The sequence below is a fragment of the Paraburkholderia panacisoli genome, from assembly GCF_008369935.1.
In the GTDB taxonomy this organism is placed as follows: domain Bacteria; phylum Pseudomonadota; class Gammaproteobacteria; order Burkholderiales; family Burkholderiaceae; genus Paraburkholderia; species Paraburkholderia panacisoli.
In genome coordinates, this window is the sequence record NZ_VTUZ01000053.1 from 1 (window position 1) to 23,460 (window position 23,460).

Annotated in this window: 16 protein-coding genes and 3 pseudogenes; 7 read left to right on the plus strand and 12 right to left on the minus strand. The window is 61.2% G+C overall.

Going from position 1 to position 23,460, the window contains the following annotated elements; genetic code table 11:
• The 7 genes and pseudogenes from FVF58_RS43085 to FVF58_RS53605 all read left to right on the plus strand — a co-directional run.
• A partial coding sequence (locus FVF58_RS43085) for an alpha/beta fold hydrolase (protein ID WP_149675719.1) occupies positions 1–1,528 on the plus strand: 1,528 nt, incomplete at its 5' end.
• A gap of 66 nt (positions 1,529–1,594) precedes the next feature.
• Positions 1,595–2,020, plus strand: coding sequence for a phasin family protein (locus FVF58_RS43090; protein ID WP_149675720.1), 426 nt, complete (start codon positions 1,595–1,597; stop codon positions 2,018–2,020).
• A gap of 73 nt (positions 2,021–2,093) precedes the next feature.
• A complete protein-coding gene (gene phaZ, locus FVF58_RS43095) occupies positions 2,094–2,927 on the plus strand; it encodes a poly(3-hydroxyalkanoate) depolymerase (protein ID WP_149675721.1) in 834 nt (277 codons plus the stop codon).
• Positions 2,928–3,046: 119 nt separating this feature from the next.
• Positions 3,047–4,213: a DUF445 domain-containing protein gene (locus FVF58_RS43100; protein WP_281291354.1), complete on the plus strand. Its 1,167-nt coding sequence runs from the start codon at positions 3,047–3,049 to the stop codon at positions 4,211–4,213.
• Positions 4,214–4,683: 470 nt separating this feature from the next.
• On the plus strand, positions 4,684–5,511 hold the full coding sequence (locus FVF58_RS43105) for an SDR family oxidoreductase (RefSeq protein WP_149675723.1): 828 nt from the start codon (positions 4,684–4,686) through the stop codon (positions 5,509–5,511).
• 313 nt (positions 5,512–5,824) lie between these two features.
• On the plus strand, positions 5,825–5,962 hold the full coding sequence (locus FVF58_RS51970) for a hypothetical protein (protein ID WP_188131126.1): 138 nt from the start codon (positions 5,825–5,827) through the stop codon (positions 5,960–5,962).
• A gap of 47 nt (positions 5,963–6,009) precedes the next feature.
• Positions 6,010–6,382: pseudogene (locus tag FVF58_RS53605) on the plus strand (DDE-type integrase/transposase/recombinase); the annotation flags it as partial.
• Between the two features lie 558 nt (positions 6,383–6,940).
• Here FVF58_RS53605 and FVF58_RS43115 read toward each other — a convergent pair.
• From FVF58_RS43115 to FVF58_RS43170, 12 genes and pseudogenes are all read right to left on the minus strand, one after another.
• Entirely contained in the window at positions 6,941–8,662 is a 1,722-nt protein-coding gene (locus tag FVF58_RS43115) for a SulP family inorganic anion transporter (RefSeq protein ID WP_149675724.1), read from the minus strand.
• 791 nt (positions 8,663–9,453) lie between these two features.
• A complete protein-coding gene (locus tag FVF58_RS43120) occupies positions 9,454–10,248 on the minus strand; it encodes a potassium channel family protein (protein ID WP_149675725.1) in 795 nt (264 codons plus the stop codon).
• A gap of 351 nt (positions 10,249–10,599) precedes the next feature.
• Positions 10,600–11,481 carry a polyphosphate kinase 2 gene (gene ppk2 / locus FVF58_RS43125; protein ID WP_149675726.1) on the minus strand — a complete coding sequence of 294 codons (882 nt, stop codon included), beginning with the start codon at positions 11,479–11,481 and terminating at the stop codon, positions 10,600–10,602.
• A gap of 932 nt (positions 11,482–12,413) precedes the next feature.
• Positions 12,414–12,918, minus strand: a pseudogene (locus tag FVF58_RS55030) (transposase); the annotation flags it as partial.
• An 867-nt stretch (positions 12,919–13,785) separates the two neighbouring features.
• Positions 13,786–14,721, minus strand: coding sequence for an enoyl-CoA hydratase-related protein (locus FVF58_RS43135; protein WP_149675728.1), 936 nt, complete (start codon positions 14,719–14,721; stop codon positions 13,786–13,788).
• Positions 14,722–15,257: 536 nt separating this feature from the next.
• Positions 15,258–16,286: a hypothetical protein gene (locus FVF58_RS43140; RefSeq protein WP_149675729.1), complete on the minus strand. Its 1,029-nt coding sequence runs from the start codon at positions 16,284–16,286 to the stop codon at positions 15,258–15,260.
• A gap of 18 nt (positions 16,287–16,304) precedes the next feature.
• Positions 16,305–16,559 (minus strand): RNA-binding protein, encoded by a 255-nt coding sequence (locus FVF58_RS43145; RefSeq protein WP_149675730.1) that lies wholly within the window; start codon positions 16,557–16,559, stop codon positions 16,305–16,307.
• Positions 16,560–16,585: 26 nt separating this feature from the next.
• Positions 16,586–17,376 (minus strand): annotated as a pseudogene (gene fabI / locus FVF58_RS43150) (enoyl-ACP reductase FabI).
• 12 nt (positions 17,377–17,388) lie between these two features.
• Complete coding sequence (locus tag FVF58_RS43155) at positions 17,389–18,567, minus strand: acetate/propionate family kinase (RefSeq protein ID WP_149675731.1); 1,179 nt, start codon at positions 18,565–18,567, stop codon at positions 17,389–17,391.
• A gap of 4 nt (positions 18,568–18,571) precedes the next feature.
• Positions 18,572–19,531 carry a phosphate acetyltransferase gene (locus FVF58_RS43160; protein WP_281291355.1) on the minus strand — a complete coding sequence of 320 codons (960 nt, stop codon included), beginning with the start codon at positions 19,529–19,531 and terminating at the stop codon, positions 18,572–18,574.
• Between the two features lie 11 nt (positions 19,532–19,542).
• Positions 19,543–21,876 carry a DUF3141 domain-containing protein gene (locus FVF58_RS43165; RefSeq protein WP_149675733.1) on the minus strand — a complete coding sequence of 778 codons (2,334 nt, stop codon included), beginning with the start codon at positions 21,874–21,876 and terminating at the stop codon, positions 19,543–19,545.
• Positions 21,877–22,432: 556 nt separating this feature from the next.
• Entirely contained in the window at positions 22,433–23,404 is a 972-nt protein-coding gene (locus FVF58_RS43170; protein WP_188131127.1) for an alcohol dehydrogenase catalytic domain-containing protein, read from the minus strand.
• Between the last annotated feature and the right edge of the window lie 56 nt (positions 23,405–23,460).

Consider the following 23,460-nt stretch of genomic DNA (forward strand, 5'->3'; position numbering starts at 1 on the left):
GGAAGCGGCATTGGCGCGCGAGCTGGTTTCTATATTCAGCGGCAACTCCGCATCCACCCAGCCACAGAGCGACAAACGCTTCGCTGACGCCGCCTGGCGCGACAATTCGCTGTACCGCAGCACACTGCAAGGCTACTTTGCAGTCCGTAACGCGCTGACGGGCTTTGTCGATTGTTCAGCGCTCGACGAAAAGAGCAAGGAGCGCGCGCAGTTCGTGCTATCGCTCGTCACGGACGCAATGGCGCCCACGAACACAGTGCTCGGCAATCCGGCTGCAATCAAGAAGGTTGTCGAGTCAGGAGGCGCAAGCCTCGTTGCGGGTCTGAAGAACCTCCTCACGGATACGCTGACCAACCAGGGCATGCCTGCTCAGGTCGACAAGGCCGCGTTTGAAGTCGGCAAGAACCTGGCCACCTCACCTGGCGCGGTGGTATTTCGCAACGAAGTGCTCGAACTCATTCAGTACGCACCGGCAACCCCGAACGTCTATACGCGTCCGCAGTTGATCGTGCCGCCCCAGATCAACAAGTTCTACATTTTCGATCTCTCCAAGGGCAAAAGCCTTGTCGACTACCTGGTGAAGCACGAGTTCCAGGTGTTCGTCGTGAGCTGGCGCAACCCGACTTTGGCGCAGCGTGACTGGGACATGGACACGTATGTCGCCGCGCTGCTTGAAGCTATCACAGCGGTGCGTGACATCACCGGCAGCGCGGACGTGAACCTGCATGGCGCCTGCTCGGGCGGAATGACGATTTCAGCGTTGCTCGGCCACCTCGAAAGCCGTGGCGAAAACGTGGTCAATGCCGCCACGCTGATGGTGGCCGTGCTCGATAGTGTCGCCGACTCGCAAATGGGTCTCTTTGTTACCCCTGAAGTTGTCGCGGCGGCGAAGCAGAGCAGCACGGCGAGAGGCGTGCTGGCAGGTGAGGAAATGGGGCGCGTGTTCGCATGGATGAGACCTAACGATCTGGTATGGAACTACTGGGTCAACAACTACCTGTTGGGGAATTCGCCGCCGGCCTTCGACATTCTTTACTGGAATAACGACGCCACTCGATTGCCTGCCCGGTTCCACGGCCAGTTGCTCGATATTTTCACGGAAAACCTGTTCAGCAAGCCTCGTGCGCTGACCGTCCAGGGTACGCCGATCGACCTCTCGGGTGTGAAGTGCGACATGTATGTCGTGGCTGGCGTCACCGATCACATCACGCCATGGAAGGGCGTGTACAACACGGCGCGCGCGTTCGGCGGCAAGACGCGCTTCGTGCTGAGTTCGAGTGGTCACATCCAGAGCCTGATCAATCCTCCGGGCAATCCGAAGGCGAAGTTCTTCCTCAATTCTGAATTACCGGCGAGTCCCGCCGAATGGCTCGCTACAGCCAAACCTGAAGCGGACTCATGGTGGAGCGACTGGCGACAGTGGCTCGCCGAGCGTTCCGGAGAACGCCGGCCTGCGCCAGATACGCCAGGCAACGAACGGCACCCGCCGATTGCCGATGCCCCCGGCACCTATGTCGTTGAAATGTAACGTCTGGTTTTACGTCGACTGGAACACGACGACTTTCATTCACACCAACCCTTCGGAGAATTTGACATGGAATCAGGCAACACCAAGAGCCTTTTTGCCGACTACACCCGACTCATCGGTCCCTTCAAGCTGCCCGGCTTCGACCTCGCCGCCATGCTGGAGCGGCGGCGCAAGGACGTCGAGGCGTTGGTTGCGATCAACGCGACTACGCTCGCGGGCATCCAGTCGCTCGGTCAAAAGCAGGCGGACATGCTGAGCACGACGATGACCGGCCTGCAATCGATGGTCACAACGCAACCTGACACTTCGGTACGCAAGCCTCTTGCAAACGCGGGTGAACTGGTTCAACAGGCGTTGCACAGGGTCTTGTCGAACGCGCAGGAAGTGACGAGTACGGTTTATACGACGCAGTCCGACAGCTATGCGATCGTCAGCAGGCGCGTCGCGGAGAACGTCGAAGATCTGAAGGCGCTTCTGCAACCGGGCAAGTAACGCGGCATCACAATACGAACAGGCGCCGATGCCCCGCGCGGCGCCTCGCATGACAGTCACCCGGATAAGAGAAATGCTCAATACCCCTGAGTCTGTCTGCAACCTGCACATCCAGACAGTCGATCTGGATGGTCAGACGCTGCGTGCCGGCATTCGGCGCGGCAGCGACGATTACCCGCCCTTGCTCATCTTCAACGGCGTCGGCGCGAATCTTGAACTGGTCGAGCCGTTTGTCTCTGCCCTGGAAAATGTGAGCGTCATCGTCTTCGACATCCCCGGCGTCGGCGGATCGCCGGTCCCGCGCGTGCCGTATCGCTTTTCGACGCTCGCGGTACTCACTGACAGGCTGTTGTCGAAGCTGGGCTATGAAGGGCCCGTCGATGTACTCGGCGTATCGTGGGGCGGCGCGCTCGCGCAGCAATTCGCGCATCTGTATCCCGTGCGTTGCCGCAGGCTGGTTCTCGCGGCGACCTCGCCAGGCGTCGTCATGGTGCCGGCCAAGGTATCGGTGCTCGCGAAGCTCGTTGGCCCGCGGCGCTACACGGACCCGGCATACCTCGAGGCGAACGGTGCCGAGATATACGGCGGAGCATACCGGCGCGACCCGGCGTTGCTGAAGGAGCACAGCCGTCATATCCGTGCGCCGCGGGGTCGCGGATACCTCTATCAACTGCTGGCGGCCTGGGGATGGAGCAGTTTGCCCTGGCTTGGCAGCCTGCGCCAGACGACGCTCGTCATGCACGGTAACGATGACCCGATCGTGCCCTTGGCGAATGCGAAAATTCTCGCGGCCCGCATCCGCGATGCGACGTTGTATGTCATTGACGACGGCCATCTGTTCCTCGTCGCGCGCGCAAAGGAAGTTGCTCCTGTGGTGCAAAAATTCCTCCGGCGGGAGACGAATTGAGTTGCCTCACTGACAATGACGAAAGCCAGCAAGCCGGAGCAGCCGATGAGCGGGGGATCCGAAAAGAGGCTCGTTTGAAACGCATGCGGCGAACAGCGACGTGCCTGCTGGGCGCCATGATGGCGCTGCTGCTTGTGTGTGTCGTTTTTCAGGCCGACTATCCGTGGCTGGCGTGGCTGCGGGCGTTTGCGGAGGCTGGCGCGATTGGCGCGATAGCGGACTGGTACGCGGTGGTTGCGTTGTTCCGGCATCCGCTTGGTCTGCCGATCCCGCACACAGCGATCATCGAGCAAAACCAGCAGCGGATTGCTGAGAGTCTGGGCAGCTTCGTCGAGGAGAATTTCCTGACACCGGAACTCGTCATCGACAGGTTGAGCGGCCACAACACAGCCAAAGCGCTGGCGGAGTGGCTTGTCAAGCCGGCAAACAGCCGGGCGATCGCAGACGTGGTTGCAGACTCGCTTCCTGGTTTGCTTGACGGGATCGACGACGCGGACTTCGCGCGATTTCTCGATCGCCTCATGGTCCCGCACCTGCGCACGCTCGATGTGTCTCGAGTCGCGGGCAATATCCTGAAGGTGGTGACCGACGGCAATCGTCATCAGCCCCTGCTGGATCATGGACTTGAGACGCTGGAGCTTTGGCTGACGAACAACGCCGGCATGCTCAAGGCGAAGTTCAGTGCGGTGTCGCGCTACACGCCTGCGCAGCTTGACGCCTACATCGTCAACAAATTCGTCGAAGGCGTCATTGCGCTACTTCATGAGGTCGTCGCGAATCAGGATCATGAGCTTCGTCGCCAGTTCGACGAGGCGATTCAGCATCTGATCATGCAACTTCAGACATCGAGTATCCATCGCCGCTTTGGCAAGACGTTGATGCGCGACTGTCTTCGGCATTTCAGGAATGGGCGTTATTCCCGTGTGCTGCTGAAGCACATCCGTACACGCGTGACAGCCGAGGTCTATCGCGAGTATTCAATGGTTCGAAGTGTGACAACCGGCGCGCTGGTTTCGTTCGGCGAGAGTATGAGGCGCTCGCCTGCGCTTCAGCAGAAGCTGAATGTGTGGTGGCTGAATCTCGCGCACACGCTCGTGGTGCGCTATCGGCACCAGATTTCGGTGCTCATCACCGGCGTCGTGAAAGGCTGGAATGCCAAGGAAGCCAGTCGGAAGATTGAAGCAGAGATTGGCCGCGACCTGCAGTACATCCGTATCAACGGGACATTCGTAGGGGGCATCGCCGGGGTTTTGCTCCATGCAGCCACGCTGCTTGTGAGCAGGTGAAGCGAGCGCATGGCGCAGTCGCTGCAACGGAAGACGCAATCGTTTTGTAACTTCGCGTCGTGTGAATGGAATGATGTCCATGTGTCGCCGTGACATGGGGTAACGGCGTCACGCAACAGTAGACAGGGATCGTCGACGCGTTACCGCTGACTGCACCAGGGAAGGTCCATCAACTCTCGCTGCGTGCCGACGCAACGGTCCGACTGCCTGGGATAACGTTGGCGGCACTCGCTCCCCGTTCTTCGTTCGAGACCGACGAGAGGGACGGCGGCGGCAAACACGGCCTCGAAGTTGTCGTCACAATGTCTGGTATGCGTCGTGGACACGCAGAAATGCCGAACTGAAGCCGTTCCTGTTTGAATGCGCAATCCGGCGGGTGGACGCCCGCGCACAAAGCGCTTCGTCACGGTGACAGCGATGTTTCCCGTATTGACGAAGCAAGATGAAATTCGAAACTTTTAGGAGACGTCGTGCTCGTTACCCAATATTTCTTGAAAGACCTTTTCAAAGGCAAAACCGTTTTTGTCACCGGTGGCGGCAGTGGAATCAACCTCGGTGTCGCAAAGAACTTCGCCGCACTCGGCGCCAACATCGCCATCTGTGGGCGCTCTCAGGAGAAGCTCAATGCGGCGGCTGCGGATTTGCGAGCGTTCGGCACCAAGGTCTGCGCGGTCAGCGCGGACGTACGTGACAGTGCCGCACTCGAAGCCGCGTTTGAACAGTCGAAAGCAGAGCTGGGCGCGATGGACGTACTGGTCTGTGGTGCCGCCGGCAACTTTCTCGCGCCTGCCGAAAAGCTCTCTGCCAACGGATTCAAGACAGTGATCGACATCGATCTGCTTGGATCCTTCAACGCCACTCACAAAGCTTTCGAGCAACTCAAGGAAACCAGAGGGACGATCCTGTATATATCGGCAGGCATGGCTTACATACCTCATGCTTTTCAGGTCCATGTCGGCGCTGCGAAGGCCGGCATCGACATGATGATGAAGAACATCGCTCTCGAATGGGGAAGATTCGGCATCCGTGCCAACAGCATCGTGCCCGGTTCCATTGAAGAGACGGAAGGGCTCAAGCGCCTCTCCGATCCCGCGGAAAAGGAAAAACTGGTTGCCGCCGTTCCGCTACTTCGGACGGGAACCGTAGACGATATTGGTCAGTTAGCGGCATTTCTTTCATCGCCGCTCGCCTCTTATATCACCGGTTGCGTGGTAGTTTGCGATGGCGGTCAGAATCTGCCGGGTTCTGCACTCTTCAACGCGACTGCAGAGCTCGTGCTGCGCGCGCAGCATGGATGAGCCGATTGTGTATTTTGAACGTAGCCGCACATGACGGGTGAAGCGTTCTTTGAAGTCGTTCTCGTGTGACGTCGTTCACCAGGGACAATGCACAGCGATTATCTCGAGGCGCTTGCGTTCATCAGTTGTAAATTGACATAGCGGGACGCATGCGCTGACGAATTTGTGCGGGGAGGCCACATGTCTACGAGGATGACGCGGTTCAACGAGGCGCGGGCCCTGGAGCGGGTCGCGGGATGCCGCTCATGAGGTGCAAGCGGCGTCCGCCGCTCTCCAGGAACATTTCTCACCGGACGGCGATGCGCAGCCACCAATGCTGAAGCTGGTCAGGTTTGAAGCCGCGATGCTGGAACTCAAGACAGCCCGCGCGGACTTCGACGCCGTGTTTTCCTTTGGGCGGAACCTGCCGTGCGGTCGCAGCGAAGTCGGCTCACTTGAGGGCAACGACTGAACAAAGCACCGGATGGTTGTTAGGCTTGTCGAAGCCGCCTGTAGTCGATATGGCCAGTCAAAGCAGCGGTGATCCACTGCGCGGTACGTTGGTCCTACCGCTTCAATCTGAGCCTGCGGGACATCAAGGAGTTGTTGCTCGAGCGCGGCGTGAGCGTCAGCTACGAGTCGGTGCGCAACTAGCGCGACCGGCTCGGCGCGCAGTTGGCGCGTCGCACGAAGGCCGCGCGCGGCAGGGCGGGTTCGACCCGACACCTGGATGAAATGTTCTTGAACCTGCGTGACGGACCGTACGTCTTGTGGCGCGCAATGACGAACACGGTACTGAACTGAACATGCTGCTGCAAAAGCGTCGCGACAAGGCCGCCAGTCGCTTCTTTTGCCGGGTGCTGCGCTCACACCGGCACCCAGGAAGACCGTCCGCGCAATGGCTATTTCACCAAAGCTGAGAAGGCTGAAATCCATACTATTGGGCTCTGTCGAAGAGCCGTCGTTCGGTTCAAATGTAGACAGCAGCACTTGACTCGACAGACAGTGTCTGTTCATTTCGTCACTCCCGACTTGATAGCTGTCGTTCCGGGGCGAGGAAAAGGTCAAGCCCGAAGCCGGGAAGCGGTGCGCCAAAGGCGCAGGCTTGAGGTTCGACTCGTTCCGGAGAATCATCCCCTCAGTCGGGAGTGGAAGACATCTCTGCTGACATTGTCTGACCGGTCGAGTACCGGCTAGTACAGTTCAAAGGAGCCAGACAGCGACAGTTATTGGCGGCGTTCGGCCCCTTCGACCCGCTCCAATGTCATGGAGACGCCATCAAGCACCTTGCCGCCGCCATGTCCGCACTCGATGCCGGACACCTGGAGCAAGCCTTACCCGATCAAGGGCGCGCAACTGCGACAGGTCGGTTTTTGCATAAGTCGGCAGTCGTCGCTGACGCGTCACCGAGCAGCGCCTGCGCGGCAGGGAGCGGCACCAGATGGCGAACTCAGGGCGTCGATCCCCGCCTGCCCCCCGGTGGTCGCTGCGCCTGCCATGCCGCGATCGCCCGTTCCAGATTGAAGAACATCCGGTCGCGACCGAGCGTCTCGCCGAGCGGTGAATGCTGCACCATCGCGAGTACGCCCGGGTTCAGACCCACGAGCCAGAGCCTTATGCCCTTGTTGCGTAGCTCCTTTTCCGCTTCCGTCAGCATCTTGAGCGCCGTGTACTCGAGATCAAAGACGGCGCGCAGATGGAGCACGACGATCTGGGGATGAGTCTGCTCGATCAGCACGCGGATCTTCTCCCCGACGTGCTCGGCGTTGGCAAAGAAAACGCGCCCTTCGGGCCTCAACAACAGGAGGTCCGGAAAAGCCTCGTCGTCGGGGTGTTCCGCGGACACAGGGCGGAACACGTTCGTGCCAGGCTTGCGGCCCAGCACATATACGGGTGGATCGGATGTCTGGTGAGCAAGCGCCAGGAGCGACACGACAATGGCGACGAGGATGCCCAGCAGGGTGCCGAAGAGCACAACGCCGCAGACCGCAACCAGCGCCCACACGAATTCAGTGCGCCGCACAGCGGCAATCGCGCGAAATTCCGAGGGCTTGATCAGGCCGATCGAATAGACGATGACAACCGCTGCCAGCGTGGCCTGCGGCATCAGTCCGATGAAGGGCGCAAGCAGCAGCATCGTGCCCAGCGTGACGGCAGCCGTGACCAGTTCGGCAAGCTGGCTGCGGGCGCCCACAAGACGGTTCACGGCCGTCTGGGTCGTTCCTCCGCCCGCCGGCATGGAGCCGAGCAGCGCGCCTCCCACGTTGGCAAGACCGATCGCCAGCAACTCCCGATTCGCCTGTGGCGCGGGTTCTCCTCTCTCAACGAACGCTCGCCCGGACGCGATCGTTTCGGTAAAGCTCATCAGCGCAATGCCCGCGGCGGCTGGCCAAAGCGACGCGACAAGCGAAAGGTCCGGCATGGTGACGGAAGGGAAGCCCGTCGGCACATGGCCGACAATGTCGACGCCGTGAAACTGCAGGCCGAGCAGGCTCACGCCGCCGATACCGCACGCCACCGCGATTAATGGCGCGGGTGCCCGTGGAAAGAAATGCTCGATTGCCACCAGAATGCCCACCGTAGTCGCCGCCACAGCAACGGTCGCCGCTGACGCGTGTGGAATACCCGTGACGGTGGCCAGCACGTTGTGGAAAAACGACCCCTTGGGAAAGTGAATGCCGAGCAGCTTCGGCAACTGATCCAGCACGATGACGACCGCGACACCGGCCTTGAATCCGGTCAGCACAGGATCGGAAATGAAGTTGGCAACGAATCCGAACCGCAGGAGCGCGGCTAGCGTGAGGATGGCCCCGACCAGTAACGTGAGCGTTGCAGAGGCTCTCAGCAGGTCTGCCGTCCCTCCATCCGGGACCACCCGGGCGAGGGCCGCGGCGGCGAGGATGGCGATCGTTGCGCTGGTGCTCACGCTGAGCGGCCGCGACGATCCCAGGAACGCGTAGATCACCATCGGAAGGAAGGCCGTATACAGCCCTACCTGCACCGGCAGCCCCGCGACGGTCGCGTATGCCAGGGCCTTCGGAAGAACGACAGCCGAAGCGGTCACCCCGGCAATGATATCCGGCTTGATCCACTCCTTCTGATAGTCGCGGACCCACTCCAGCACCGGGATGCGAAAGCCGCCAATTGAATGTGTTGATGAATCGTGTCCCATAGTCACGCGGACTCCCTATTGTCATCAAATTCCCACATCGCGCGCAGGTCGCCCCATTGATACCCGATGCACTGCGAATCTGGCGCCGGAGGAGACCATGCCATCGTCGCTAGAGCGTTGCCTGTTCAAACGGGCATGTAGCCGGTGCGGCCTCCTACACTATGATTCATCCCGACTCGCCGAGAACGGCCTCTCACTCTGCGTTGGGGACCCGCGCTTGCGCGCGGCATGCTCCGCTTCGATCTGGTCGGGGCATGCGAACGTAAAGGTAGCGATTGCTTCGTCGAAGACGTCGCTCTTGCCGATATCCGCTGATCCCGGAGGGATACCCGGAGCGTGTGAGGGAAGACTGGACCATGTGCCTTTGACGCAACGGAATCAGCTTAGCCAGCCGCCACTCGTCGACTCCCAGCATCAGATGGACCGGGTCCAGACGGTTGCCTGGTGGCTGACAGCTACCGCGCAGGTTGCGCGGACACTTCTTACCCGGATTCTTGCAAGACTTGCGGGGCTCCGCTCCCGAAAGATGGTCTGTGAATGCCGGAAGGAGTACAAATCCGGCCTGCTCGCCGCCGCCAACCGGCTGCACCGTGTTCGCTCGCATGGTCGACTCCTGTGTGAAACTTCCTTCCTGACGGACAGCGAGCAAGTCCAAACATCACGGCGAACAGTCGGGCACCCGCATTGCTGTACGTTACCCTGAAACCAGGAGGCCAGCCGGTGGAGCAGATGCGTAACCGCGCGGGGACAGCGGCGGACCACCAGCAGATCCCGCTCATCGAGCACCGGCTTCATGTCCGTTGCGCCCGCCGTTCATTAATCTGCCCGACCATGGCGTGCGCAACGATGTCGTTCTGGTCGATGACGGTCGACGCGCCAGCCCTCTGGAGCAACATCCGGCGCAGATCATTGTCACCGGACACCACGATCTGGAGCCCCGAGTTGAGCGTGTGCGCCACCAGCGTGATCTCCAGATTGCTGTTCGGATCGGTGCCGGTCACGAACAGCGCACTGGCGGTATCCAGCCTGGCACGCTCGAGTACGTCGTCGAACGAATTCTGATCGCCCAGGATGACCATGTATCCCAGTCCGGATGCTTTTTCGGCCCGCTTTACATCGGTTTCCAGCACGAGCACGGTCGCTCCCGCCTCTCGCAGACGGGCGGCGACCAGCTGGCCGACCGAACCAAACGGGCAGACCGTGACATGATTGCTCAGCGTTTCCAGCTTGTGCTCCATTGCCCTGTTCTCCCAGAAGACCATCACGTCGTCGCCAGACAGCATCCCCGTCAACTGACGCAACGCATACCCGGCAACCACCACGGTCGCAAGTATGGCGACCAGCATGAATATCTTCTGGTCCGGATTGAAGTCCGAGAAATCGCCAAGCGTCGTGACAAGGTTGACCGCATCCCAGAAGGCCGTGAACATCTTCGTGCTCAACGGCGCATCCGAGTGGTCGAGCAACCCAATCCCCAGCGTCGATCCCAGCAGCACCAGAATCAACAGGCCAACCGCCAGATGCACGCGGCGTCGCCATTCCCTGATACGCAGCCCGCCAAGCCGCGGTTCCTCGATCCGATACATCCCGATCGTTCCTCAAATCCGTTCTTCGAATCGCAGTTCGAATTATTCGAGCACGCTCGCACGACATGCTCTCCATCCGTTCAACGTTCCCGATTACATCATGTCGCTCCCGCACGCCAGCGATTGGACTTTGGTCCTGCGCGTCGACGCGTCATAGGGCGCATCCGAGCGCGCTTCATCGGCATTTTCAGCCGGTGTTTGGCAATCCCGGTTCCCCGCCGGCTGCAATGCGGCACTGCTCAGAATTTCTCAGGCAAGCCGGACTGCAACGCCGCGGCCCGCGCATCCCCCCTGCTAGGCCTATGGGTCCCCCTGTGAACCCACAGGCCTAGCCGACCGGTCACGAGGGTTCTAACGAGCCGATCTGGCCTTTGTCTTCGCACGCGATTTTCGGGCGTGTTCCTCGGTGCCCTGCGCGTCGACGGGCACGAACCGGTACGGATAGTCGGGTTCGCGGTAGTCTCCCGCCTTCTGCCGCCGCGGCAATTTCACCTGTTCCCGCGGCACGCTCTCGTAAGGCACCTTGCTAAGCAGGTGTCTGATGATGTTCAGACGGGCACGCTTCTTGTCGTCGGAGCGCGCGATATACCATGGCGAAAATTCGGTGTCAGTCTTCGCGAACATTTCGTCGCGCGCCTTGGAATAGTCGTACCAGCGCCGATACGATTCGAGGTCCATCGGCGAGAGCTTCCAGACCTTGCGCTCATCGTAAATGCGAGCTTCGAGGCGTCGGGTCTGCTCCTCGGGGCTCACCTCCAACCAGTACTTGACCAGGATAACCCCCGAATCAATGATGGCCCGCTCGACGAGCGGCGTCGCAAACAGGAACTCCTGCACTTCGCGCTCCGTGCAGAACCCCATCACGCGCTCAACGCCCGCGCGGTTGTACCAGCTGCGGTCGAAAATCACGACCTCGCCGGCCGCTGGCAGGTGCGGAACATAGCGTTGCATGTACATCTGGCTCTTTTCGCGGGCGGTGGGCGCGGGCAGCGCGATGACCCGGAAAATGCGCGGGCTAACGCGCTCGGTGATCGCTTTGATTGTTCCGCCCTTGCCCGCGCCGTCGCGTCCCTCGAACACGACGCAGATCTTCGCGCCGGTATGCACGACCCATTCCTGCATCTTGATCAACTCGCCGTGGAGCCGGCGCAGCTCCTTCAAATACACGTTGTTGCTGAGCTCGCTCCCGGGCTTCGAATCGCTGCTCTTCGCTTCTTTCGAAGTGTCGTACATTGCTTCTCTCCCTGAAAAATGCGCCTATCCCGCACATCTGCACACCCTTTAGCAATCTCGTCGTCCCCGAGCGTCCGCACTATGCGACCGGTGACCGCGACGTCGTCGCCGGGGTATTCAGCGCAGGGAGCAGACCGCACCAGGACGGCCGCGACGCCGGCTTCTGATGTCACTCGCCGAGTCACTTCACCGCCCCCGACAGTGATGGACAGCACGCTCGATCTCGTAGCTGCTAACGACACGCGGCAGATCGACCAGGCGGCACCAAGTCCGCTACGCCCACCGGCCTATCTCGCGCTTCTCCTTCTAGCCATAATCTTCACGCGTCGATCACGAATAGTCGAGCGATCCTGTAGAACCAGACCAACCCGACTACATCGTATGAAATGGGCGCCACGAGTTTGCCAAACACCCGCATGCACGCGGTGAGCGCTTGCTTGCTCTCTAATGTTCCGCTGGTTCGATTTGCAGGTTGTCACATGACCCAATTGAATTGATTGATATAAATCAAACGCTTCACGATACCTAGACGGCGGGGTCGCCTGCTAAGACCAGACGCAGGCTGGCCCGCAGACTACCCGTAAGGCCCACGGCGATGCCCGATTGCATACGCCTTTTTGCAGCCTGGCATGTCAGTGTCATTCAGGTCAGGGTGTCTGATGGGACCGGCCAGTAGTAGTGCCGGGTCGACCTTCTATCCGTGCCGGCCTGGCAGGCCGGTCACCTCATGCCGCATGCGCGAACCGCTGGGACCACCCTGTTACCGACGCGCCCCATCTCCTGGAAACGGCTACTTGCATGGGTAGCCCGGGTTTTTTCCGGGCGCGTTGACCTTTACATGCCGTCGTGCTCCAGTTGTAGTCAGCTGCTCGCCATGTTGATCTCTCGTGATTTGGGTATCGCACCAGCAGGAATCTCGCCGTGTTCGAGCTCAGCCAGCTCCAGGCGAGCTCCGCCATCAGCCACCGGCATCGCCGGTTCCCCGCCTTGCTGATCCCCAGTTCAACCTCGCTGGTGCCGCTGGCGTACGGCGTGGGCGTCAGCCCCAAGCAGCCGGCCAGTTCCCGGCGGTTGCGAAACTGGCGCCACCCGAACCGCTCCCTGACCAGCGTCCATGCGCTGCCCGCTCCGATAGCTCCTGTTGTACTTCGAGCAGGCGGATCTGCTGGCGCACCAGCGGGAGCCGCTCGCATTCGCAGTCAATCTCGGCGCGCAGGCCGGGTGCCAGCAGCTCGCGCTGCCGGGCCCACCAGTGCGTCCAGATGCGGCCGCCGACATACCTGACGCGCAGGTTGTGGAGCACGAGCAGGGAGCGGATGCGGTGGGTGTGCGCGCTACGCTCCTGCCGCACGCGTTCGAGTTCTCGAACTGCAGGAGCCGGTCGTCTTCCTGCTCTCGCGCCGGGATGCGCGCGACCGCCCACACCGCCGCTCGCCCGTACCTATTGTGTATAACACGCGTCCACTAATATATTTTTTATTTTCGGGGCGGAAAGCGGTCTGCTTGGCGCTGCGACTCTAATCTCCTGATTTTTCCACTCATCACCTGCGTCTACCACTGTCGAATTACTTGAGTTAAGTGAAGCCCTTACTTTGAGAGAAGGAAGCCCTAATCCCCCTGGAATCTCCGTATCATACTCACCAGATATAGTGTAATGTACGGTTCGGGATGTCATTTTTTTATCAGCGAATACGCGAACTTTTAGTGTCAGGTTTTGCTCTTCGAAATCAGACGATACGAATTTAACGTGCCCCGCGCAATTCTCCGCCACCGACAGGTTCGCATAACCGAGCGCACATATTATAAAAATCGCCTGCATTGAATGTTTCATATTCATACCTCAAATAATTAGCGACTCAATTCGTCTGAATGAAAATGGTCGTTCATTCCGTAAATAAGTGGGTTCTTGTTATCGGTCCATCATGAAGGCGAATTAAATGGTTGACGGCTGATGCCATATTAGCTGCTGAGTCCAGGTCTGCAAAAAACCAAGGTTAGATTTGAACTTATTCGTTCGCTCTTCATACAACGTCTTCCAGCCATTCGGAGTGTTTTTTTCAAGATTGCTGGAGAGACAGGCCCGGTCTGCAGGGCACTTCACAAACACAGAATATCCCGACTTCTCGATTGAATAGTTTGCACATAAGCACCTGCGGCATCTTGGGGGAAATTGTCGTAGTTGCTCGAGAGTCATCTCCCAAATAGGAACATGATGTCCTCACGGAACGCCAGGCACTGACCTCCGCTTCCCTCCCACTACCACGCCAGCGGTTTAGTACAGCAGCGTTAATACGCTGCGGAGGATTAACGTGCACCTTGTTCATCCCCCTGATCCTCGGAGCGGGACGGCTGCGCATCAGCGGACGCGCGACTGGCCTGCAGTGGTTCCCGGTCATGCGGATTCGCCGTCGGGCGGGTTGTCAGCGGCGATAGCGCGTCGAAGCGTCCCTGTCGTTTTCCATGCCAGGCCGAAATTGCCTCGGCAATATCCTGGGTGTCGAAGACGGCGCTCTGCAACAAGGCCATATGGCGCAGAGATTCGGACGTACTATGATCGCGCGCGAAGTTGATCGCAGCCTTGCACCCGGCAACGGCCAGCGGGGACTTTGACGCGATGGTTCGGGCCAGCTCCATCGCGTGTCGGAGCAGTGCCTCGGCATCGGGCAACAGGGCATTCACCAGGCCGACCGCCAATGCACGCTCGGCGCTCAACCGCTCACTGGTGTAGGCCATCTGGCGAGCCACGCCGGCGGGAATGATCTTCGGCAGGCGCTGGAGCACACCGAGGTCAGCCGTCATGCCGATCTGGGTTTCCTGTAGTGCGAAGAATGCATCGGTCGTGCAAGTGCGAATGTCGCAGGCGACCGCGAGATCGAGGCCTCCGCCCATGCAGCCGCCCTGAATTGCGCAGATGACGGGAAACCGGACCTGATCGAGCGTATCAAAGCAATTCATCAGATTTCTCAACGCGTGCTGGAAGCTTAGCCGGGCCCGTGGACTGCTGTTGTCAAACCCATCCGTCGTGCCGGTGAACACGTCTAGCGCCATGCCGGCCGAAAAGTGCTTTCCGGTGGAACTGATAACGAGGGCACGGGTGTCGCCCGCGTCATCCAGCGCCAGCACGGCGTCGCGCAACCCGGTGAAGAAGGCCAGGCCCATCGTATTGAGCCGGTCGGGACGGCTCAGCTGGAGATGTGCAATGCCAGATTCGTTGCTGATGTGAAAGTATTCGTTATGCATGGATAGCCTCCAGAAGTTTGTCGTGAGTCTGCGGCGATTTTTCATTCAGTAGCTAATGGACAGCTGATGCGATTCGAGTTCCCTGATCCGCCCGGCCATTTGTGTTGCCCAATGCTGGTACGCCAACCAGTTGGGCTGGACCATCGGACGCCAAAGCATCCGGATGCACAAGGAACGCCCCCGACAGCAGTTCACAATTCCGCCATTGGCCCACTGCGGCAGCCAACTCCGGGTTAAAACGCCGGGCGCGCAACCGCGCAGCCAGGACAATCGCTGCGGACGCGCTGGCATCTCGTGCATCAGGGCCGGCTCGAGCGTAATACGGGCTTCACGCGGTACCTTTGCACGAGCAGCGCCGCAAGCTGCCTCTGGCGGGCACGCCGGGTTGCGGTGCGCACGGCGCCGGTCACATCGTTGACTCCAATCAGCAGGACCGCTAACTGCTAACAGCGTCGCGCGATGCATCCAGGCATTCATGATGACTCGGCCATAGCTTTCGATGCCGAACGTGTGCGCCGCGAGAGTTCGTGGCATCGTCAGATCAAGCACTTTCGCTCCTCATCGACCATGCCCGGCGCCGGCAGTAGATCGGAACGGGTAAATTTCACCAGCGCAAACGCCCGCATGGCACCCGCTGTTTCTGGCACGCTCGCGAGCCTCAATTCGATCGTTGTGCCCTCGTGTGCGTACCCGTTTTCCACGATCACGTTCATGCGATCGAGCCGCAGTTCCCTCTTGAGTACATGCAGGTGTTCCGCGGGCGAATTGAGCACATCAGCAATGATCTTCAGCCGGCAGTCGATCGCCTCGGTCGCGAGTCCCAGACGCGCCATCTCCGCGTCGTTTTTTTCCATCTGCGCCTGCAGGCGCGCCACCTCCACGAGACTGGACAATGGCTCCGCACCCAATACGGCGCTCATCCCGCTACCCTGCCGCTGCAGCAGTGCGAGGCGCGTCTTGAGCAGCGCGCGCTCCTGCTCGAGCTCGCCGCGGCGCGACACGTCCGCGCCTATTCGTTCGAGGGCCACGAGCACGAGCTGATCCACCACACGGCGCACGATCTCCTCTCGAAGCGTCTGCTCCGTGCTGGCGCACACGCGTGCCCGGTGATCGCTGAAGCTCACGGTGGTTCGCTGTACGTCGGCGCACGCCGTCGATCCATGTTGCGCGACGCCGAATGTCCGCCGTTCGGTCATCGCCATACCGAGCACGGCGAAGGCCTCGGTTGCCAAGGGATTGGCATCGAAATGAGTACGCAGTTCAGTCGAATGACTCAAGACACGAGGCACGTCTTCCGGCGTTGCGAAAAAGGCCTGAATATACGGGTTCGTCGTCCAGGCGGATGCGCTCGCCTCGCGTGCCGGCGGCATGTCGTCCACCAATGCCCTGACATAGTCGAGCGAAGTGCTGACCGCCGCCGCGAGGCGCTCCTGATAACGCTCGGCGAGCCGTAACTGCGGAGTCAGTTTTGCAATGCGCTCGATGGCCTCACTCACCTGTGCGGAATCCTGGGCGCGCTTCTCCGATGTGCCCTCGCGATGAAACAGCCTGGCCAGAATGCCCATGGGCGCCTCTTTTGCGGCTCAATCTTCCCGTTCCGGCAGGATCTGCGCACTGATCGTGTGGTCCTTCCAGAACATGTTATGAATCCTCGACTGGAGCAGGTTTAGTGCCTCTGACGAGAGATTGTTGAACCTGAGCAGCGCGATGGGTCGTCCGATTCCTGCGGGCACGCGCTCGATCGAATCGAACGGCGGGAATCCGTATCTCTGCAGGAACTCACTGATTTCCTCGTCAGCGACGCTTTCTTCGACATTACCCAGTAAAAGCTCAGTCATGGTGTTTCCTCTCCGAAGCCAAATAATCAGGCCATGATGTTGACGCCGCCGTCGACATACAGCGTTTCGCCCGAAACCCGCCGCGCGTAGGGCGTGGCGAGAAACGCGCAGGTGTAGCCGACGTCCATGATGTCGACCAGCCCGCCGATCGGCGCGCGCGTGGCCGCCTCGTTGAGGAGCAGGTCGAAGTCCTTGAGGCCGGAAGCCGCCCGCGTCTTGAGCGGACCCGGCGAAACCGCATTACGCGAATGCCCTTCGGTCCGAACTCATAGGCGAGGTAGCGCGCGCAGGCTTCGAGCGCGGCCTTCACTGGCCCCATCACGCTATAGTTCGGCACGACCTTGTTGGCACCGTAATAGCTCATGGTGAGCAGCGTGCCGCCCTGGTCCATGAGCGGCGCCGCAAGCGCCGCCATGCGCACGAACGAATGACACGAAATGTCCATCGCGCGCGCAAAGCCTTCGCTGGAGCAGTGCAGCAGCCCGCCTTGCAGGTCGTCTTTGGGCGCCCACGCGATGGAGTGCAGCAGGATGTCGAGCCGTCCCCAGCGCTGCCGGATCTCCTCGAATACTGCCTCAAGCTGCGTAGCGTTGCCGACGTCGAGCGGCAAAAACAGCTGTGCTTCCAGCTCGCTCGCCAACGGCTCGACATGTGGCTTCGACTTTCCCGTGGCGTAGGTGATGGCCAGATCCGCGCCGAGCTCCCGAAACGCCTTGGCGCAACCATATGCAATCGAGTGTTCGTTGGCGATGCCGGTGACCAGCGCTTTCATGCCCGCAAGTACAGGACGTAATCGCTCGGTGGGTTCAGGCGACATAATGTTCCTCCTTCATTTGAGGAGCGCGCGCGTATGGCGCGCGATCATCAGCTCTTCGTTGGTCGGGATGACCCACGCCGATATCCGGCTCGAGTCTGTGGTGATGAGGGGTCCCCCCTTGCCGTTCGCTTCGGCGTCGAGCTCTGCGCCGAGCCAGGCCGCGTGCCGCGCCACGCCCTCGCGAATCGCCGCCGCATGCTCGCCGATTCCCGCGGTGAAAACCAGGGCGTCGATCCCGTCCATGGCTGCGGCGAGGGCGCCAAGCTCGCGCGATATGCGGTACACGTAGAGATCGATTGCGAAACGGGCGCGCGGATCATCGCTTGCGAGCAGCGCCCTCATGTCGCTCGATACGCCGGATACGCCAAGCAGCCCCGACTGGCGATAGAGCAGATCCTCAACCGCACGCGCGTCCATCCCGAGCTCTTCCATCAGGTAGAGCACCACGCCCGGGTCCAGGCTGCCGCAACGCGTGCCCATCGGCAATCCGTCCACGGCCGTGAAGCCCATCGTGCTCGCTACGCTCTTGCCCGCGAGGAGCGCACACATGCTCGCGCCATTGCCGAGGTGCGCGACCACGGTGCGTCCGCTTGCCGCCCTCGGCGCAACGTCGGGCAGGACACTCGCGATGTACTCGTAGGACAGCCCATGAAAGCCGTAGCGGCGCACGCCCCGGCCGGTGATCGACGCGGGGAGCGCGAACGCCTGGGCCACCTCGGGTTGCGTGCGATGGAAAGCCGTGTCGAAGCACGCCACCTGGGGCACGTCCGGCTGCAGTTCGTCGAGGATGCGTATGGGCGTCAGGTTGTGCGGCTGGTGTAGCGGTGCGAGGGGCGTAAGCTTCTCCAGTTCGTCCACTACCGCGGACGTAACTCGCACCGGACCGCTGAAGCTCTGAGCGCCGTGTACGACGCGATGACCGACCGCGACAAGCTTATGCCCTTCGCGGTGCTCGCTCAGGAACGCGCCAATTTGCTCAAGTCCTTCGCGATGATCCAGCTCGTCGCCGTCGCTCAGTTCTCTCGCATGGTGCTCGCCGTGACGGTCGACGGCATCGAACTGCGCGGTGGCCGTGTAAAGGCCGTCGACCTGGCCATGCACGACGAGCTCGAGCGCGTCGCCCTGCTCTTCGAATGCGGAGAACTTGATGCTCGACGAGCCTGCATTCAGAACCAGAATCACATCTGCCATGGCGTCACCCGACGATCTTTGCGGATTCGCGCCGCGCGGTGGCGACTAGCGCCGCCACCGCGCACGACGCGAGCCGCGTAATGAGCGAATCCGCGCGGCTCGTCAGGATAATCGGCACGCGCGCGCCAAGCACGATGCCTGCCGCGTCGGCGCCCGCGAGAAACGACAGGCTCTTGGCGAGCATGTTGCCCGCTTCGAGGTCCGGCACCATGAGAACATTGGCCCGCCCGGCCACAGGCGAATTGATCTGCTTGATGCGCGCGGCATCGGGGTCGATGGCGTTATCGAGCGCGAGCGGGCCATCGACGAGTGCACCCGTGATCTGGCGCCGGTCCACCATCTTGCACAGCGCGGCGGCTTCGATGGTCGAAGGCACTTTCGGGTTAACCGTCTCCATTGCCGAAAGGATCGCCACGCGTACCTCCGGAAACTGGAGCGCGTGCGCCAGGTCGATCGCGTTCTGCAGGATGTCTGCCTTTTCCTCCAGCGTCGGTGCGATGTTCACGGCGGCGTCGGTTACGATCAGCGGGTCCGCGTGTGCGGGCACGTCCATGACGAAGCAGTGGCTGACGCGCCGGCCAGTGCGCAACCCCGCATCGCGCCGGACTACCGCGGCCATCAGCTCGTCGGTGTGAAGGCTGCCTTTCATCAGCGCTTCGGCCTTGCCCTCGCGCACCAGTTGCGCGGCCGCGGCTGCCGAAGCCTCACTGAACGGCGCGTCGACGATCTGATAATCGCTGATCGAAAGCTCACACTCCGCGGCAACCGATTCGATGCGCGCGCGCGGCCCGACGAGGATCGGCACGATCAGGCCTTTCCGCGCCGCTTCCACTGCGCCTTCCAGCGAGCTCCTGTCGCATGGATGGGCGACGGCCGTGGGCATCGGCGCCAGCGTCTGGCAATGGGCAATGAGCCGGTGATACTTCGCGTGTTTGGGTTCCATGGATGGTTCCTTTACGGAAATGACGGGCGCGCTCACGACGGCGTATGCTCAAGCACCGCAACAGGCCGCGCTGCGGGTGGCGCGCCGAGCACCGCGCGAACGCGTTGCAACGCCTCCCATTGCTGTGCGGTCGGCGTCACGCTTTGCACGCGCTCGTCGGCCAGCAGTCTGTCCAGCAAGGTCAACAGCCGCTCGCGGTCTGCCGGTTTGGCAAGCAACGCCGGAAGCGTCGCGATCGCCTGCTGCGGCTCGTAAGTCGCGATGAGCTCCTGTTCACCGCGTATGCGCCGCCACTGATCGGGTGGCATGCTGGGCAGATACTCGGCGTAGGCTTCAACCAGTTCATGCTGAGTCGCAAGCCGCGCAAGCGGCAATGGCTCCCCGCTGCGCCCAAGCAGGAACGCCGCGCGCGCGACCGCTTCGTCGTAGCCGCCCTGCCCGATCGACGCCAGTGCCTCCTTCACGAAAGGCAGTTCGCGCGGGTTAGAAGCCGTGGACGCGGCGACCTCGCGATTGCGGTACCGGTCCGCGAAACGGAGCAGGAAGGGGGTGGTGTAGAGGCTGAAGAACAGCGACTCGGCGCTGGCATCGCGCATCGCCCTGAAGTGGTCGAGCGAGGCGCTGATGATCCCCGAGCCGCGATGTTCGAGCTTGCGCCACGGCTCGATATCGTCGGCATGCTGCCGGTTGGCTTTGACCGCGTTGGCCGCCGGGCGCAGCCAGGCAAGCCAAGGATTCAGGTCCGAAAAGGCCCAGCGCTGGAAGCGTAGCGGATGAAATTCGCGCAAGCATCGCGCAGTGGTCTCGTTTGACATCCACTGAACGTAGGGCTGCACGAACAGTTCATAGGCGCGTTGATTGAATTCGGAAAGCTCGGCTACGGCCTCGAAGGGCTTTTCGTCCTCACGCTTGAACCGGTTGAAACGCTGCGCGATCTCTTCGAGACGATGTTCAACGAATGTCACCTCGTATGCGACCTTCCCGTCGGCGCCGTTCACCTCGTCGATCAACATCGCGTAGAGGCCCGGCGCGAGCGTCTCGATTGCCTCGAGCACGTTGACGATCTGCGCATGCTGCTTCTTCGCCACCTTGCCCGACACGAAAACGCCAAGATGTCCGGCATCCTCGTCCATCAGTCCGATGATGACCTGGCCGCGCGCCTTGATTTCCTCGGTGCTGCCATAGAGGTCGGCCACCCAGTTAAACGCCTGCTGCGGCGGCGTGATATTGTCGCCCATCGAGGCGAACAGGATGATCGGCGAGCGGATATCCCGCAAATCGAGCGCCTTACCCGACACGCCGCGCACTTCGCCCGACCAGAGCCTGTTACCGATGAACAGATTGCGCGTGATCCATTCGATCTCTTCGCGGTTCATCAGGTAGTAGCCGCCCCACCAGCGCTCGAACTCGAGGAAGCGCGGCGGCTCCGTATCGATGTTGTCGTACACGTGATAGTACTTGTCCCACAACGTGTTGGCCGGGTTCAGGTACTCAAAGTTCTGCACGAGATACGCGCCGTCGAACTTGCCGTTGCCGAGATCGGACGAAAACGACGCGAGCCACGTGCCGCCCAGTATCCCGCCCGCATAGCGCATCGGATTGTCGCCTGCGCCTTCGCTCCACGCGCCGCTCCAGTACGACATCGGCGCGCCGTTGATGACGATGGGGCCAGTGTCTTCCGCCGACGAACTCGCCAGCATCATCGCGGCCCAGCCGCCCTGGCAGTTGCCGATGATCGCCGGCTTCGGGCTGTCGGAATGCAGCGAGCGCACTTTCCTGACGAACTCCTGTTCGGCGGAGCAAACGTCGAGCAGTGTCTGACCGGGTTCGGGGTTCTGGAAGAACACGACAAAGTACACGGGATGGCCCGCGCGTAGCGCGACGCCGACCTGCGAATCGTCCCTGAAGCCGCCAATGCCCGGACCATGGCCCGCGCGCGGATCAATGATCAGATAAGGCCGTTTTTTCGCATCGACGATCACACCTTCCGGCGGCTTGATGTATAGCAGCGCGTAATTAACGGGGCGCGCGAAATGCCTGCCGTCGAGCACAACGTCATAGTCGAAATGGAGCGCGGGCTTGAGTTCCTGCGCAGTGCGTTCGACGTATTGCGTGCCGCGCTCGCGCACCGTGTCCCAGAACAGGAGCGAGCGCTGTGCGACGTCGACGGCGTAATGCCATGCGCTCAACGGGTTGAGTTGCGCCGCGAATGGGGTGACGCTCCCGTCGCTGCTGGCGTCACCATCGACGGCTGCGCGTAACCGTTTCCCGTATTGCTCCAATGCGTTTTGCGTGCGCTTTTCAAATACATGCGCGATATTCCCGGCAATTTCCTGACTGCGCGCCAATTGCGTGGCTGCATCCATGACACCATCCTCCGTTGCAACATTCATTGAGGCCGCGCCAGCGGCCGCCCCGCAGGCTGCTCGCGGGCTCGATCGTGCATGCGCGCACCTATACGCATGCAACTCATGCAGCGTACTCGTACGGCATGGGCCTGGCGTGACATAGATCAAGCATGGCCGTGACCATATTTCGGCCCATCGCCCCCAATGTCTGCCGGTTGCATCGGGCGAGTCCGCGCAGTTGGATGACCTGTGATCTCTGTACAAGTGAGATGGAGCATTTCCACTTTGTCTCGCTCACGGCAATGCACCGCTTACGTCGCCAGTCAACGGGGCGCGACATAATCGGAGAAGTCTTCCCCGTGACAGAGCGCGTCTGCCGATAGATGAAGTCAGGATTCCGCACCAATGCAGGGCAATCCAACAAGATGCGGCCACAGCCCGCCCGGTCCCAGCCAAAAACTGTTCGACTTTCCGGGGTCAATTCACTCAAGGTGGTCGGACTGTCTGTCCCGCGGTCGAGAAAATTATCTGTTAAGGATTACTACGCGTGAGCTGCAGAGGTAGTCTGCGTTTGTCAACTGGAAAGTGCCCCCATAGGAAGCAGGATCGCGCGCCCTTGCTTGTGATTGGCGACGTGCTCGAACGCCAGGTCTGCATTGTCAATAGACACCGAGACGCCCACGGACAGCGTCAGCGCGCCCCTCGCGAGGAAGTGGTGCAGCATGTCGAGAGCGCCTTCGTCCGGCTGGAAGATGATCCACCGGTAGCGTGCGCCCTTTGCGTTGGCCAACGATTGCATGCGCCGCCAGTCCAGGCGTGAACGCCACGCTCCCGCCAGAAGACCGCCGCGGTCGATGTTGCCCAGGAGAGGATGAACGGCCGTGACGTATCCCAGGGCCCCGTGCCGGAGGCGGCCGATAAGGGTTGCCTCATCCTCCCAGGCGCCGAAATTCAAGCCGGCGTCGAAATGCTCGGGCAGTTCCTGCAGGCGGCAGCGGGTTCTGTCCCATACTGCTGTCGCGCCGAGATTCCGGCAGAGTTCGATATTTGCCGTGCTGCAGATGGCGGTGACTGAAGCCCCCCAGGCCGCAAGGATCTGAAGCGCCAATTGGCCGAGGCCCCCTGATGCACCGTGTACCAGCACCTTCTGGGCTTTTGCATTGCCTTCATTGATGCCAGCGCCGCGTAGCGCCAGCCAGAGCGTGGTAAAAGTATAGGGAAAAGCCGCCAGTGCAGCGGAGGCAACACCATCGACCGCCGTCCGCACCAGGCGGGCGTCCACCGTCAGGTGCGTGGCATGCGCACCGCCTTTCCTGCCGGTAGGCACCAGCCCCATGACCCTGTCACCAGGTCGCCACGGACTGACACCGGCGCCCACGGAAACGATCTCCCCGGCAAAATCGTTGCCGAGGACCAGAGGAAACTTTCCGGCCCCCTTGTGGCTCAGCAGACGCTGGCCGTACCCCCTGGCGCGCTTGACGTCGATGGGATTGACTGAAGTTGCCTCGACCCGGACCAGAACCTCGCCTTTTCCGGGTCGTGGCATCGCGGTCCTTCGGGTCTCCAGTCGGATGGGGTCCGCTGGTCTCAGGCAAAGCAGCT

Coding starts and splice junctions, on each gene's coding strand:
- FVF58_RS43090 (WP_149675720.1), top strand. CDS start 1,595: ATGGAATCAGGCAACACCAAGAGCCTTTTTGCCGACTACACCCGACTC.
- phaZ (WP_149675721.1), top strand. CDS start 2,094: ATGCTCAATACCCCTGAGTCTGTCTGCAACCTGCACATCCAGACAGTC.
- FVF58_RS43100 (WP_281291354.1), top strand. CDS start 3,047: ATGGCGCTGCTGCTTGTGTGTGTCGTTTTTCAGGCCGACTATCCGTGG.
- FVF58_RS51970 (WP_188131126.1), top strand. CDS start 5,825: ATGCTGAAGCTGGTCAGGTTTGAAGCCGCGATGCTGGAACTCAAGACA.
- FVF58_RS43115 (WP_149675724.1), bottom strand. CDS start 8,662: ATGGGACACGATTCATCAACACATTCAATTGGCGGCTTTCGCATCCCG.
- FVF58_RS43120 (WP_149675725.1), bottom strand. CDS start 10,248: ATGTATCGGATCGAGGAACCGCGGCTTGGCGGGCTGCGTATCAGGGAA.
- ppk2 (WP_149675726.1), bottom strand. CDS start 11,481: ATGTACGACACTTCGAAAGAAGCGAAGAGCAGCGATTCGAAGCCCGGG.
- FVF58_RS43135 (WP_149675728.1), bottom strand. CDS start 14,721: ATGCATAACGAATACTTTCACATCAGCAACGAATCTGGCATTGCACAT.
- FVF58_RS43140 (WP_149675729.1), bottom strand. CDS start 16,286: ATGGGCATTCTGGCCAGGCTGTTTCATCGCGAGGGCACATCGGAGAAG.
- FVF58_RS43145 (WP_149675730.1), bottom strand. CDS start 16,559: ATGACTGAGCTTTTACTGGGTAATGTCGAAGAAAGCGTCGCTGACGAG.
- FVF58_RS43155 (WP_149675731.1), bottom strand. CDS start 18,567: ATGGCAGATGTGATTCTGGTTCTGAATGCAGGCTCGTCGAGCATCAAG.
- FVF58_RS43165 (WP_149675733.1), bottom strand. CDS start 21,876: ATGGATGCAGCCACGCAATTGGCGCGCAGTCAGGAAATTGCCGGGAAT.
- FVF58_RS43170 (WP_188131127.1), bottom strand. CDS start 23,404: ATGCCACGACCCGGAAAAGGCGAGGTTCTGGTCCGGGTCGAGGCAACT.